Genomic DNA, 13743 nt, shown 5'->3' with positions numbered 1-13743 from the left:
TCGGGCTCGGAGAAGACGGAAGGCGGTGCGGAGGGTGCCGGCGCCGGAGATGGCATGCCGGAGCATGCTACACCCTTGCGCCGCGGCTGGACGACGGGAACCTGCGCCACCGCCGCGGCGCGGGCGGCGGCAGAGGCCCTGTTCGGCCGGGAGTTTCCCGACCCGGTGACCGTCACGCTGCCCGGCGGCCAGACCCCGGCCTTCGCCCTGGCGGTGACGGAGCGGGGGGAGGGGCCGGACGGCCTCTGGGCCGCGGCCGGCGTGGTCAAGGATGCCGGCGACGATCCCGACGTGACCCATGGCGCGCTGGTGCGGGCGCGCGTCTGGCGCGGTGTGCCCGGCAGTGGGGTGAGTTTCCGCGCCGGCCCCGGCGTCGGCACCGTGACCCTGCCGGGCCTGCCGCTGGCCGTCGGCGAGCCCGCCATCAACCCGGTGCCGCGGCGCATGATCGCCCAGGCGGTAGGGGAGGCGGCAAGCGCCGCCGGTCAGTCGCCCGACCTTGTGGTCGAGGTCGGGGTGGAGAATGGCGAACTGCTCGCCAAGCGTACCATGAACGGGCGGCTCGGCATTCTCGGCGGGCTGTCGATCCTGGGAACCACGGGGATCGTCGTGCCCTATTCCTGCGCGGCCTGGATCGCCTCGATCCAGCGCGGCATCGACGTGGCGCGGGCGGCCGGGCTGACCCATGTCGCGGCCTGCACCGGCGACCTGTCGGAAAAGGCGGTGGTGGCGCGCTATGGCCTGTCGGAGCAGGCGCTGCTCGACATGGGCGATTTCGTCGGTGGCACGCTGAAGTACCTGCGGCGGCACCCCATCCCCCGCCTGACGCTGTGCGGCGGCTTCGCCAAGTTCGGCAAGCTGGCGCGCGGGCTGATGGATTTGCACAGCAAGCGCAACAGCGTCGATTTCGACTGGCTGGCCGGGCGGCTGGCCGATCTCGGCGCCGGGCCGGACCTGGTCGCGCAGGTGCGGGGCGCCAACACGGCGGCGCAGGTGTTGGGCATGGCGGACGCCGCCGGCCTGCCGCTGGCCGACCATGTGGCCGAGCTGGCGCGCCGTGCCGCGCAGGAGGTGTTGGAGGATGCGCTGGTTGCCGTTGAGGTGCTGGTCACCGACCGCCAAGGGCGGATTGTGGGAAGTGCTCCCTCTCCCGCTCTTGTGAACCCTCTCCCCCCCGGGGAGAGGGCAGGGTGAGGGGGATGCGTGGCGAGGAGCGTCCGGCAAGCGGATCCCCCTCATCCAACCCTCTCCCCGGGGGGGAGAGGGCCTTTTCGCATGTGGGACGCGCAACTTCACTCCCCCAGCCCCCGATAGCGCCGGACATGGCTGCCGTCATAGAGCGCGCTGCAGCGGAACTCCTCATGGCCCAGTGCCGGGCCGACCAGGATCAGCGCGGTGCGTTCCATCGGTGAGGCCGCGACCTGCGCCGTGATGTCGGCCAGCGTGCCGCGCAGCACCCGCTCGTCCGGCCAGGTGGCGCGGTAGACCACCGCCGCCGGGCAATCGGCGCCGTAGAGCGGGGTCAGCCGCTCGACCACCCGGTCGATGGCGTGGATCGACAGATGGACCGCCAGCGTGGCGCCCGACGCCCCAAGCACCTCCAGCGTCTCGTTGGCCGGCATGGCCGAGGCGCGCCCCTCGGTGCGGGTCAGGATCAGCGTCTGGCTGACCTCCGGCAGGGTCAGCTCCCGCCCCAGTGCTGCGGAAGCGGCGGCGAAGGCCGGCACGCCGGGGGTGATGGTGTAGGGGATGCCGAGGTCCCGCAATGCGCGGGTCTGTTCCCCCAGCGCGCTATAGACCGACAGGTCGCCGGAATGCAGGCGGGCCACGTCCTGGCCGGCGGCATGGGCGGCCTGGAACTCGGCGACGATCTCCTCCAGCGTCAGCGGGGCGGTGTCGACGATCCGCGCGCCGGCAGGGGCGTGCGCGATGATCTCCTTGGGGACCAGGGAACCGGCATAGAGGCAGACCGGGCAGCGCGCGATCAGGTCGCGGCCGCGCAGGGTCAGCAGGTCGGGAGCGCCCGGTCCGGCACCGATGAAATGGACGGTCATGAACGGGTCTCCAACAGAGCGACGGCAGGCAAGGCGAGCGCCACGGTGGCGCGGGGGGTGGAGCGGCGCGGCAGCAGCAGGCGCGATCCCGGCCCGGCGGCGGCCAGCGCCGCAGCTTCCGCCACCGACGCCAGCCCGACCGCGGCCAAAACGGTGGAAGAGCGGGTGTGGACGCGGTCCTGCACGGCCAGCATCGCATCCTCCTCGATGAAGCGCAGCGGCAGGCCGAGTGCACGGGCTGCCTCCGCCAATCCGGCCTCGTCGGCCTTCATCATTGGGGCGGCAAGAGCCGCCAACTGGCGCGCGGCATCGGGCAGGGCGGCCTCGTCGAAAGCGGCGGCGACCAGACCGGCGATCTCCTCCCAGCCGCAGCCGCGGCGGCAGCCCAACCCGACAAAGACCGGGCCGAACAGCAGGGCATCGGGGGTCAGGCGGTCCATGCGCCCTCCTGATACGGCTTTTCGGCTCGCCACAGCGTGACCGGCATCGCCGCGCGCCATCCGCGGAAACCGCCGACCGCCGAGGCGCGGGCCACCGAAAGCTGGGTCAGCTCGCCACCCAGCCGCTTGTGCGCATCGAACAGCACCGCCTCGCTTTCCAGCGTCACCGCGTTGGCGGCGATCCGGCCGCCGGGAGGCAGGGCATCCCAGCAGGTCGCCAGCACATCATCCGCAGTCAGCCCGCCGCCGATGAAGACGGCGTCCGGCCGTTCCAGACCCTCCAGCGCTGCGGGCGCCTTGCCGCGCGCCAACGTTAGTCCGGGCACGCCGAGCGCCGCGGCGTTGGTCAGGATGCGGGCGACGCGCTCCGGATGATGTTCGACGGCGACGGCTCGGTTGGCCGGATCACGCAGCATCCATTCGATGCCGATGGAGCCCGAGCCGGCACCGACATCCCACAGCAGTTCCCCCCGGCGCGGCGCCAGGAAGGACAGCGTGACGGCGCGCACCTCGCGCTTGGTGATCTGGCCGTCATGGTCGAACCAGTCGTCGGGCAGGCCGGGGGCCAGCGGCAGGATGCGGGTGCCGGACGCGGCGACGCAGTCCAGCGCGATGGTGTTGAGGTCGGCGGTACGCTCGGCACTCCAGGCGTCGGCGGTGGCCTCCAGCCAGGCCTCGCGCGGGCCGCCCATCGCCTCCAGCACCGTCAGGCGCGAGGCGCCGAAGCCGCGGGCACGCAGCAGGGCGGCGAGCTTGGCCGGGGTCGTTCCGTCCCAGGAAAGAAGCAGAAGCTTGGCGTTCGGTTGCAGATGCGGAACGACCTGTTCCAGCGGGCGGCCATGGAGTGTCAGGCAGCGGCAGTCTTGCAAGGGCCAGCCAAGCCGGGATGCGGCGAGGCTGAAGGCGGAGGCCGCCGGGATCACCCTCGTTTCCGCAGCCGGAACGAGCCGCGACAGCGTGGCGCCCACCCCGTACCAGGACGGATCGCCGCTCGCCAGCACGCAGACCCGCTGGCCGCGCCGGGCGAGCAGGCCAGGAAAGGCGTCGGTCATCGGCGACGGCCAAGGCAGTCGTTCCTGTCCTGCAACGACCGGTATGAGGTCGAGGTGGCGGCTGCCGCCATGGAGGATTGCGGCGCCTTCGACCGCCGCGCGGGCGGCTGGCGACAAACCGTCCCAGCCATCCTCGCCGATGCCGACGATGCTGAGCCAGCGGGCGGTTCCCATGCTATCCATGGCGCCGATCCTGACGGGTGGGGAGGGGGAAGTGGTGAAGGCGCTGATCCTGGGTGGCACGACGGAGGCGACGGCGCTGGCAAAAAGGCTGGCCGGTCATCCGCGCATCGACGCCCGCGTGTCGCTGGCCGGCCGCACGAAGAACCCGGTGCTGCCGCCGCTGCCGACCCGCATCGGCGGTTTCGGCGGGGTGGAGGGCTTGGCCGGTTACCTGCGCACCGAGGGCATCGGCGCGGTGATCGACGCGACGCATCCCTTCGCGGCTCAGATCTCCGCCAATGCCGCCGTGGCCTGTGCGCGGGTCGGTGTACCGCTGCGTCTCCTGACCCGGCCTGCGTGGGCGGCGGGACCGGACGACCGCTGGATCGGCGTGCCGGACATGGGGTTTGCGGCGCAGGCTCTGCGCGACCTGGGCGACACGGTGTTCCTCACCATCGGCCGGCAGGAGGCCGCCGCCTTCGAAGCGATGCCGGACAAGCGTTACCTGATCCGCGCTGTCGATCCGCCGGAGCCGATGCCGGCCCTGCCACGGATGACCCTGATCCTCGACCGCGGACCGTTCACCGTGGAGGGAGAGTTGGCGCTGATGCGCAGGGAACGGGTGGAGGCGGTCGTCAGCAAGAACAGCGGCGGACGCGCCACCGACGCGAAGCTGGAGGCCGCGCGTCAGCTCGGCCTGCCGGTGGTGATGGTGGAGCGGCCGGCCGGCAACGGTGTGGCGGAACTGCACGATGTGGAGGGCGCGGTGGGGTGGCTGGAGGGCATGGGTTGACTCGCCCCCCTGCGAACTCCCCCTCTCCCCCCCGGGGAGAGGGTCGGGGTGAGGGGGATGCATTGAGCGACTTCCCGAGAATCCTCGCCGCGCTTCCCCCTCACCCAGCCCTCTCCCCGGGGGGGAGAGGGTTACTCGCGATGGGTTGGTCGTCACACCCATCCTCACCCCCGGTAATGCCGGGGGGTGTAGACCCAGCGCCCGCCGTCGGCCTTGGGCACGAACCGCGTGTGCGAGGCGCCGATAATGACCAGGGTGCGCATGTCCGCCTGCTCCGCCCGCACCTCGCCCAGCGTCGTCACCGTCAGCTCCTCGTCGGCGCGGCCGACGGCGCGGCCCAGCACGATGGGGGTCTCATGGGAGCGCAGCTCGCGCAGGGCGTCGAAGGCGGCTCCCAGTTGCCAGGGGCGGGCCTTGGAGATCGGGTTGTAGAGCGCGATGACGAAATCCGCCTCCGCCGCCAGACGCAGGCGCCGCAGCACCACCTCCCACGGCTTCAGATTGTCGGACAGCGAAATGGCGCAGAAGTCGTGTCCCAGCGGTGCCCCCGCCCGCGCGGCGGCAGCCTGCATGGCGGAAACGCCGGGATCGACCGACAGCGGGACTGCACGCCACGCCTCAGGTGCCTCGGGATCGTCCAGCGCCTCGAAAATGGCGGCGGCCATGGCGAAGATGCCGGGGTCGCCGCCCGACACCACCGCCACCCGCCGGCCTTGCGCCGCCAGATCCAGCGCGAAGCGGGCGCGGTCCAGTTCCACCCGGTTGTCGGAGGCGTGGCGGACCTGATCTCCCGGCGGCACGCGGTCGACATAGGGGAAATAGCCGACGAGATCGGTCGCCTCGGCCAGATCGCGCCGCGCCTCCGGCGTCAGCCAGTCCTCCGGGCCCGGACCCAGTCCAACCACCTTGAGCCAGCCATTGTTTTCCGGACCGGTCATCCGCGCTTGCCCTCGCCCGGAATGACGATCTGGGAGAAGTAGGGGGCGACGTCCGGCGCCTCCAGGAAGGGCATGAAGCGCTGTTCGTCCATGCTGGCGCGCTCGACATACCAGGCCCGCTCGGCCAGCCCGGCGGCGGCGATGGCGCGGCGGACCTTGGGCAGGTTCTGGCCCAGCTTCATCACCACGCAGGCATCCGCCGCCGTGAGCGCGCGGACCAGCGCCGCCTCGTCCAGCGTGCCGGGGATCACCGACAGCACGTCGTCGCGCAGCATCAGCGGGCGGGGCAGAAGGGAGGCGCTGCACACCATGCTGGTGACGCCGGGGATCACCTCGGCCTTGAAGCGGCCGGACAGCCGCAGGAACAGGTGCATGAAGGAGCCGTAGAAGAACGGATCCCCCTCGTTCAGGGCGGCGACCGAACGCCCGGCGGCGAGATGGGCGGCGATGCGTTCGGCAGACTCGTCGAAGAAGGCTTCGATCTGGCGGCCATAGTCCGGGTGGGTCGGCGGCAGTTCCACCGTCACTGGATAGACCATCGGCAGCTCGATCTGATCGGCGGTGATGGCCTGATCGGCGATGCGACGGGCCTGGCCCCGGGTCCCGCGCTTGCAGAAATAGGCGACGACCGGGCAGGCGCCGATGGTACGCACCGCCTTCAGTGTCATCAGTTCCGGATCGCCGGGACCGACGCCGACGCCGAAGAGGGTGCCGGGGCAGGGGGGATTGGGGGTGTCGCCGCTCATTCGACGTCACTCGCCAGCGCATTGACGGCGGCGGCGGCCATGGCGCTGCCGCCGCGCCGGCCGTGGATCGCCAGATAGGGGACGCCGAAGGGGTTTTCGGCCAGCGCCTCCTTGCTCTCCATGGCGCCGACGAAGCCGACGGGAAAGCCGAGGATCGCCGCCGGCTTCGGCGCACCGGCCGCCAGCATCTCCAGCAGGTAGAACAGGGCGGTCGGCGCGTTGCCGATGGCGACCACCGAGCCGCCGAGGCGGTCGCCCCACAGATCCAGCGCCGCGGCGGAGCGGGTGTTGCCGATAGTCCTGGCCAGATCAGGCACGGTGGGGTCGCGCAGGGTGCAGACCACCGCATTATCCGCCGGCAGGCGGGCGCGGGTCACGCCATGGGCGACCATCTCGCTGTCGCAGAGGACGGGCGCGCCGGCCCGCAGGGCGGCGCGGGCGGCACTGCCGACATCGGTGGAGAACAGCAGGTCCCGGGCCGCATCGACCATGCCGCAGGCGTGGATGACGCGCACCGCCACCGGCTTCAGGTCGTCGGGTATGGCGGACAGGTCGGCCTCCGCCCGGATGGTGGCGAAGGACTGGCGGTAGATGGCCGCTCCGTCGCGGATATAGTCGTAGAGCGGCTCAGGCACCGGTGGACTCCTCGGTCAACAAATCCGCGACGCGGGCCACGGCGTCGGCGGGAGACAGGCCGGTGTGCCCCCGCGTCTGGCAGACGGCGTCACCGGGTTTGGCGTTCAGGGCGACGTCATACAGCCCGTCGCGGGCGGTCAGGGTGACATCGGCGATGGCGGGATGGGCACAGCCCTTGGCGCAGCCCGACACATGCACCATTCGGACATGATCCAGCAAGGGGCCTGCGCGGTCGGCGATGGCGAGCGCCGTCGCGTGGGTGTCGGTGGTGCCGACATCGCAGCCGCCGGCCCCGCTGCACGCGGTCAGCTTCAGCCGGCGGTCGGTGTGGGACAGAATGGCGCCGTGGTTGTGGGCCGTCTTCTCTGCGTCCGTGGAAGGATCGACGAGGAGCAGGGTGCGCCAGGGGGTGATACGGATTTCGGCACAGGCGGAGGCGAGGGCGGCAAGGGCGGCGGCGGTGAGACGGCCGAAGGGGAAGGCAGTGGTAAGGAAGGCCGGCGCTATCCCAACGTGGGATCTCTTCTCCCCCCTGGGGAGACGGTTGGGATGAAGGGGTTCGGCGGAGCCGAAGAGATCCATGAGGTGCGTCCCCCTCACCTTGATCCTCTCCCCGGGGGGGAGAGGAGAAAGCGAGGGGGATAGGCGCGCTCCCACCTTTTCAATTCCAATTGCCGCGACCAGACCCGCCATGCGGCGTGGCGGCTCCGGCAACGACTTACGCAGGTCCAAAAAGGCGCGGCCCAGCGCCGACGCCACATCCGCCGCGTCCTCCGCCCGGCACAGGCCGAGCGGTGCCGCCGTCGCCAGCGTGCCGCCCAAGGATACCCGGAACCGCTCCGCGTCCACCGCGTCGAATCGTACGTCGGTGCTGCTGTCCGCGAGATGACCGATGCCGCCGCCGCAGACCAGCCAGCCGAACTTCGGCGGCAGGCGGTGCAGGGCCGCGTCCTCCGTCAGCCGCGCGTCGAGCGTACGTGCCACCCCCCGTATGTCCATCAGCGCGGTGGGATCCAACCCGGCGGTGGGGGAGCACAGCACGTTGCGGACTGCCTCGCTCGCCGCGTCGCCGGAGACATAATCCATCGCGCGCAGGGACTCGATCACCGGCTCCAGCGCGTCGGCGGGGATGCCGCGCAGTTGCAGGTTGCCGCGCTGGCTGAGGTCGATCAGGCCGTTGCCGTAACGATCCCCCAACTCCGCGATGCGGCGGGCATGGTCGGCGGGCAGCACCGCGGCCGGAACGCGGACGCGCAGCAGGAGGCCGTCGCCAACCTGCATCGGCGCCAGTATGCCGGGGCAGGTGCCGCGGCGTCTCGGCTGGGTGGCGGCAGGGGTGGTCATGCGGCGGTCTCCCGGAGGCGCCGTAGATCCTCCGCGGTGGAGTTCCGGCGGGGATGCCACAGACCGCGGTCGAGCGCCTCGTTCATGCGCGCCAGAATGTGCCGGGCCGCCGCCGGGTTGGCATGCGACAGGAAGTCCCACACCTCCGCATCCTCGACGTACGCGTCGAACAGCAGGTCGAAATGGGCGGGACGTATGGCGTCGGTGGTGGCGGCAAAGGCGAACAGCGTGTCGACGCCGGCCGCCAATTCCGCCGCCCCGCGATAGCCGTGGCGCATCATGCCCTGGATCCAGCGCGGGTTGGCCGCCCGGCCGCGCAGGGTGCGGGCGATCTCCTCCGCCAGCGTGCGGACGGCGAGCTTGTCCGGATCGGCGCTGTCGAGGTGGTAGAGCGCCGGTTCGGAGTCCTCCAGCGCGGCGGCGGCGGCGAATCCGCCCTCGAACTGCATGAAGCCGTCGGTCGACAGGACATCGTGCTCGCGCTGATCCTGATGGTGGACCAGTGCATCGGCCCCGCCGACGCGGCGGCGGAACAGGGCGGGCAGCGGCACCCCCTCCAGCCCGGCGCCATAGGCGTGGCAGCCGCCCTCCAGATAGGCGGTACCGAAATCGGCCCGCGCGGTCCAGTCGCCGCGCGCGATCATGCCGGAGAGCGCCGTGCCGTAGACGCCGGGGGCGGTACCAAAGATGCGGGCGGTGGCCCAGCGGCGGGCATCCTCCATGGCGGTGCCGGACGCTGCGAGGCGCTGCTCCTCCGCTCGCGCGGTGGCAGCCAGCGGGTTGACGTCGTCCGGTTCGTCCAGGCCGGCGACGGCGCGCACTGCCTGGTCGAACAGGGCGATCTGCTGTGGGAACACATCGCGGAACAGGCCGGAGATGCGCAGCGTCACATCCACCCGCGGGCGGCCGAGCACGCCGGCCGGCATGATCTCGTAGCCTGTGACGCGGCCGGAGCCGTTCTCCCAGAGCGGACGGACGCCGAGCAGGGCCAGCGCCTGGGCCAGTTCATCGCCGCCGGTGCGCATGGCGGGGGTGCCCCAGCAATCCACCACCAGCCGGCACGGCCAATCGCCATGGTCCTGGAGATAGCGGGTGATCAGCGCATCCGCCGCCTGCCAGCCGAGAGTCCAGGCGGTCGGCGTCGGCACCCCGCGCGGGTCGAGCGCATAGAGGTTGCGGCCGGTCGGCAGCGTGTCCGCCCGCCCGCGCGCCGGCGAGCCGCCGGGGCCGGGGCGGACGAAACGGCCGTCCAGCCCGTCGAGCAGCGCCCGCATCTCCGCCTCGCCGCAAGCATCGACGGCGCTGGCAACCATGACTGGATCGGCTGTTCGTGCGACGGCGGCGGTCAGGCGGTCGCGGCGCTCGCCGGTCGGACTGTAACCGAAGACATGCAGGCCGTCGCGGATCTGCATCTCCTTCACGTCGCAGAGATGGGCGTCCAGCCGCGACAGGATGGCGTCGGGATCGTCGTCGGGGCGCAGGTTGCAGTCGGCGGCGACGCCGGACTTCCAGGCGAGGTCGAGAATGGTCTCGCGCAGCATGCCTAGCCGTCGCGGGTCGAGCCCGGTCGCCTGCGAATATTCGTCGATGGCAGTTTCGAGTGCTGCGAGGTCGCCGTAGAGGCCGGATTCAACGGGCGGCGGGGTCAGATGGCCGATCAGGACAGCACCCAGGCGGCGGCGGGCCTGCACCCCCTCGCCGGGGTTGTTGACGATGAAGGGATAGAGGGTCGGCAGGGCGCCGCCGCCGATCTCCGGCCAGCAGTCGGCCGACAGCGCCACCGCCTTGCCGGGAAGCCACTCCAGCGTGCCGTGGGCGCCGATCTGCACCAGGGCGTGGATGCCGACGACTTGGCGAAGCCACAGGTAAAAGGCGAGATAGCCGTGGCTGGGCGGGGTGTCGGGGTCATGGTGCTGGGCGGTGGTCAGCGGCCCGTGGCCGCGGCTGGGCTGCACCGCAACCACCGCATTGCCGCAGGGCAGGACACGGAAGGCGAAGGTACCGTCGCGGCAGAGGGGATCGGCGGCGGGCTCGCCCCAGGTCCCGGCGATGCGGGCACGCAGTTCCGGCCGGGCGAGGCGCAGATAGTCGTCCAGCGACAGGGTCGCGGTGGGCGCGCCGGTCAGGAACTCAATCAGCTTGGCGCCACTGTCCGGAACGGCGGACAGGCTGTAGCCCTCGGCGGACAGGCGCTGGAGCATCGCCACGGTGCTGGTCGGGCTATCGAGGCCGACAGCATGGCCGATGCCGCCGCCGGGGCCGGGATAGTCGGACAGCACCAGCGCGATCCGCCGCTCCGCCCGCGGGGTGCGGGACAGGCGGACCCAGCCGGCCGCGAGGTCGGCGGTAAAGGCGACGCGGTCGTGGACCGGGCGCAGGGCCGGAGCGGCGAATTGCAGGTCGGGGTCGGGCTCGCCCGCCGTCTTGAAGGCGATGGCGCGGGCGATGATGCGGCCGTCCATCTCCGGCAGCACGACATTCATCGCGAGGTCGGACGGCGCCAGCCCGCGCGATGAGGCCTGCCAGCCGGCTTCCGGCGTGGTGGCGAGAATGGCTTGCAGGACCGGCGTGTCGTTGGCCTCCAGCGGGGAGCCGTCGTCGCGCGCGGCGGAGAAGGCGGTGGTGTTGACGACCAAGGCGGCGTTCTGCGCGGTCAGGCTGGCGCGCATCCAGGCGGCGCAGTCCGGTTCCTTCAGGCTGGCGACGAACAGCGGCCGGGGGGCGAGGCCGCGTGCGGCCAGCGCGTCGCACAGGGCATGGACCGGGGCGAGGTCGCCGGCCAGCAGGTGGGAGCGGTAGAAGACCACCGCGGTGACCGGGGCGTCGGCGGCTATGGGGGCGGCTGCCGGGCCGGTCCAGCCGCCATAGGCGCCGAAGCGCGGAACAGGAGTCGGGTCGTCATAGGGCAGTGGCGTGCCGGCGAGCGTCGCGGCGCAGGCCAGCAGATGGCCGATGTTGGCCGGGCCGCCCTCGGTGAAATAGCGCCACAGGCGGTCGGCGTCGTCGGCCGGGATGGTGCCGTAGGCGGTCAGGTTCGGATCGGGCTGCGCCTCTCCGGACAGGACGGCCAGCGGAATGTTGCGCTCGCGGCAGAGGGCGGCGAGGCGGTCGAGGCCGTAGCGCCAGTAACCGCTGCCGCCGAGCAGGCGCAGGACCACCAGTTTCGCCTTGGCGACGATGCCGTCGGCGTAGAGATCGACCGACAGGGGATGGCCGAGGCGGTTGAGGTTGGCGAGGCGGAGGCTGGGCAGCCGTTCGCGTCCCGCCCGCCACGCGGCGGCGAGCGCGGTCAGGTCGCTGTCGGAAAAGGACAGCATGACGAGGTCGGCCGGCGTCTGCCCCAGATCTTCCGCCTGGGGGCCGGCGTCCAGTTCGTCCTGGCGGGCAGCGAGCAGGTGCATGGTTTGACGTCCAGGAGCGCTGGCCCCCTCCCCCCTCGAAAAATGTGAAGGTCAAGGAGGGGGCAGACGCCGCGATACCCTAACTCTTACCCGACAACCGCCCGCGTCACCGCGTCGCGGTCCAGCCCGGTCTCGCCGATCACCACCAGACGGCTGCGGCGCTCCTCCCCAGGCTTCCACAGGCGGTCGTAGTGGGTCTGGATGCGGGTGCCGACGCCCTGGACCAGCAGGCGCATCGGCTTGCCGGGCACGTCGATGAAGCCCTTCAGGCGCAGAACGCCGTGCAGGCCGGCGACCTTCTCCAGCGTCATCGCCAGAGCGGCCGGGTCGGGCTGCGACGGCAACTCCACCACGAAGCTGGTGAAGTCGTCGTGGTCGTGGCCTTCCTCATCGTCATGATGGCTGGGACGGTTGGTGAGATCGTCCTCCACCGCAGCCCCCACGCCCAGCAGCACCAGCGGATCGACCGCACCCTGGGAGGCCCGCACCAGCTTGGCGTCGCGGCCGACGGTGTGGGACAGGGCGCCGCGGATCAGTTCTTCCACACGGGCGAGGTCGCCGTCGGCCACCAGATCGGTCTTGTTGACGACGATCAGGTCAGCGCAGAGCAACTGGTCCTCGAACACCTCTTCGATCGGGGTTTCGTGATCGATTGTGCCGGCAGCGTCGCGCTGGGCCTCCAGCGCCGCGGGATCGGGGGCGAAGCGGCCCTCCGCCGCGGCGGCGGCATCCACCACGGCGATGACGCCGTCGACCGTGACCCGCGTCTTGATCGCCGGCCAGTGGAAGGCCTGGACCAGCGGCTTGGGCAGGGCGAGGCCGCTGGTCTCGATCACAATATGCTCGGGCGGCTCCGGCCGGGCCAGCAGCTTCTCGATGGCCGGGACGAAGTCGTCGGCGACGGTGCAGCACAGGCAGCCGTTCGCCAGCTCGATCACGTCGTCTTCGGTGCAGGTCGGGTTGCCGCAGGCGCGCAGGATGTCACCGTCGATCCCGACATCACCGAATTCGTTGATGATCAGCGCCAGCCGGCGGCCGGCGGCCTTTTCCAGCAGGCCGCGGATCAGCGTGGTCTTGCCGGCGCCGAGGAAGCCAGTGATGACGGTCGCCGGGACCTTGCCGGCGGCCGTTTTCGCAAGAGCGGACATAAATAGCGTCTCCTTAACGCGTGCCGGGCTGGACCCGCAGGGCCGGGCGTGGTTCGCCCTCACCGACCAGTCCGCTCATCAGCCAGCCGCTGACCGAACCCAGGATCGCCCAGAACAGCGCGGCCCCGCCGAGAGAGGCGGTGACGAACCGGGCGGCCAATTCCGCTGGAACCGCACCCTCGGCGCTTTCCGGATGGGGGGCGCCGATCAGGTGGGGCAGGGCGGCGGCCAGAACGGCGACGGCGATGACCAGACGGTTGCGGGCGAAGGCAAAGGCCAGCATGCAGACGCCGGCCCCGGCGGCGGCGGACAGCCACCAGAGCTGGCGCAGTTCCAGCTCCGCCCCGGCCATGCCCGGCAGCTCCGGGGCCAGGCCGAAGGAGGGCGCCAGCGAGACGGCGACGAAGCCGCCCATGCCCCAGACCAGCCCGCGCCGGGCATCGACCGGCCGGCCGGCCAGCAGGATGGCGGCGCCCAGCAGCAGGGCATAGGCGACACCGGCGATCAGGTTGGTAGCGATGGTCAGGCCGATGCGCTGAATCGCCTCGTCCAGCGTGACCGGCACGCCTTCGCCGACCTCGCGCACGGGGCCGTGCTGGTGGCCTTCCGCGTGGCTGGCGGCCGGAGCCCCAGCCGGAGCGGCGGCGGTTGCGGCGGGCGGGGTCACCACCTCGTATTTCTCGGCTTCGAGGATCAGCGGGACGGTCGTCGCCTGCTGAACGACGGACGCGGCCGTGCCGGAGAGCACGCCCGCGACCAGGGCGGCTGTGAACAGCCGCCGGATCAGATCCATGACCCGCTGCTTAGTGGCAGGGGAACGCGAAGGAGTGACGGGCGTCGTGCGCCGCGTCGTGGATCTGCTGTGGCTGGGCGAAACCGACGCCATACAGCAGGAAGCTGCCGAGCAGGATCGCGGCGAAGGCGGCGACCGCGGTCTGGGCGGCGCTGCGGGTCGCGGAACCGGCGGTAGCGCTATTGATGGAGCGGGTGGTCATTGAGGACATCCTTGCTCTCCCGCCACACCCGGCG

General features: G+C 71.6%; 13 protein-coding genes. 2 read left to right on the top strand and 11 right to left on the bottom strand.

The genetic code is table 11. The features are described from left to right. Positions 1-54 precede the first annotated feature (54 nt). On the top strand, positions 55-1194 hold the full coding sequence (locus J2848_RS10640) for a cobalt-precorrin-5B (C(1))-methyltransferase (protein ID WP_211103096.1): 1140 nt from the start codon (positions 55-57) through the stop codon (positions 1192-1194). A gap of 98 nt (positions 1195-1292) precedes the next feature. Here J2848_RS10640 and cobM read toward each other — a convergent pair whose 3' ends face one another. From cobM to cbiE, 3 genes are read right to left on the bottom strand one after another with little or no spacing between them, the layout of a single operon-like run. Further along, the gene (gene cobM, locus J2848_RS10635; RefSeq protein WP_149230992.1) at positions 1293-2054 is read right to left on the bottom strand and encodes a precorrin-4 C(11)-methyltransferase; all 762 of its coding nucleotides are present in this window, start codon (positions 2052-2054) and stop codon (positions 1293-1295) included. Then, positions 2051-2494 carry a cobalamin biosynthesis protein gene (locus tag J2848_RS10630; RefSeq protein WP_149230991.1) on the bottom strand — a complete coding sequence of 148 codons (444 nt, stop codon included), beginning with the start codon at positions 2492-2494 and terminating at the stop codon, positions 2051-2053. The genes cobM and J2848_RS10630 overlap by 4 nt, the downstream gene beginning before the upstream one ends. After that, positions 2482-3720, bottom strand: a complete 1239-nt coding sequence (gene cbiE / locus J2848_RS10625; protein WP_149231306.1) for a precorrin-6y C5,15-methyltransferase (decarboxylating) subunit CbiE — start codon at positions 3718-3720, stop codon at positions 2482-2484. The genes J2848_RS10630 and cbiE overlap by 13 nt, the downstream gene beginning before the upstream one ends. Positions 3721-3727: 7 nt before the next feature. Here cbiE and J2848_RS10620 point away from each other — a divergent pair, with 7 nt between their 5' ends. After that, positions 3728-4501, top strand: coding sequence for a cobalt-precorrin-6A reductase (locus tag J2848_RS10620; RefSeq protein WP_246193795.1), 774 nt, complete (start codon positions 3728-3730; stop codon positions 4499-4501). 164 nt (positions 4502-4665) lie between these two features. Here the strand turns inward: J2848_RS10620 and cobJ are convergent, their stop codons facing one another. The 8 genes from cobJ to J2848_RS10580 form a co-directional block, all read right to left on the bottom strand. After that, positions 4666-5439 (bottom strand): precorrin-3B C(17)-methyltransferase, encoded by a 774-nt coding sequence (cobJ, locus tag J2848_RS10615; protein WP_149230989.1) that lies wholly within the window; start codon positions 5437-5439, stop codon positions 4666-4668. Continuing rightward, positions 5436-6185 (bottom strand): precorrin-2 C(20)-methyltransferase, encoded by a 750-nt coding sequence (locus tag J2848_RS10610; RefSeq protein ID WP_149230988.1) that lies wholly within the window; start codon positions 6183-6185, stop codon positions 5436-5438. Before J2848_RS10610 ends, cobJ begins: the two co-directional genes overlap by 4 nt. Beyond that, the gene (locus J2848_RS10605; RefSeq protein ID WP_149230987.1) at positions 6182-6820 is read right to left on the bottom strand and encodes a precorrin-8X methylmutase; all 639 of its coding nucleotides are present in this window, start codon (positions 6818-6820) and stop codon (positions 6182-6184) included. Before J2848_RS10605 ends, J2848_RS10610 begins: the two co-directional genes overlap by 4 nt. Continuing rightward, positions 6813-8165, bottom strand: coding sequence for a precorrin-3B synthase (gene cobG / locus J2848_RS10600; RefSeq protein WP_149230986.1), 1353 nt, complete (start codon positions 8163-8165; stop codon positions 6813-6815). The genes J2848_RS10605 and cobG overlap by 8 nt, the downstream gene beginning before the upstream one ends. After that, complete coding sequence (cobN, locus tag J2848_RS10595; RefSeq protein WP_149230985.1) at positions 8162-11566, bottom strand: cobaltochelatase subunit CobN; 3405 nt, start codon at positions 11564-11566, stop codon at positions 8162-8164. Before cobN ends, cobG begins: the two co-directional genes overlap by 4 nt. Positions 11567-11652: 86 nt before the next feature. Further along, entirely contained in the window at positions 11653-12714 is a 1062-nt protein-coding gene (gene cobW, locus J2848_RS10590; protein WP_149230984.1) for a cobalamin biosynthesis protein CobW, read from the bottom strand. Between the two features lie 13 nt (positions 12715-12727). After that, the gene (locus J2848_RS10585; RefSeq protein ID WP_149230983.1) at positions 12728-13507 is read right to left on the bottom strand and encodes a CbtA family protein; all 780 of its coding nucleotides are present in this window, start codon (positions 13505-13507) and stop codon (positions 12728-12730) included. A gap of 10 nt (positions 13508-13517) precedes the next feature. Continuing rightward, positions 13518-13709, bottom strand: coding sequence for a CbtB domain-containing protein (locus J2848_RS10580; RefSeq protein WP_149230982.1), 192 nt, complete (start codon positions 13707-13709; stop codon positions 13518-13520). Between the last annotated feature and the right edge of the window lie 34 nt (positions 13710-13743).

Origin of the sequence: Azospirillum lipoferum (genome assembly GCF_024170005.1) — a bacterium.
GTDB classification, from domain to species: domain Bacteria; phylum Pseudomonadota; class Alphaproteobacteria; order Azospirillales; family Azospirillaceae; genus Azospirillum; species Azospirillum lipoferum.
This window is presented reverse-complemented; position numbering and strand designations above follow the sequence as displayed.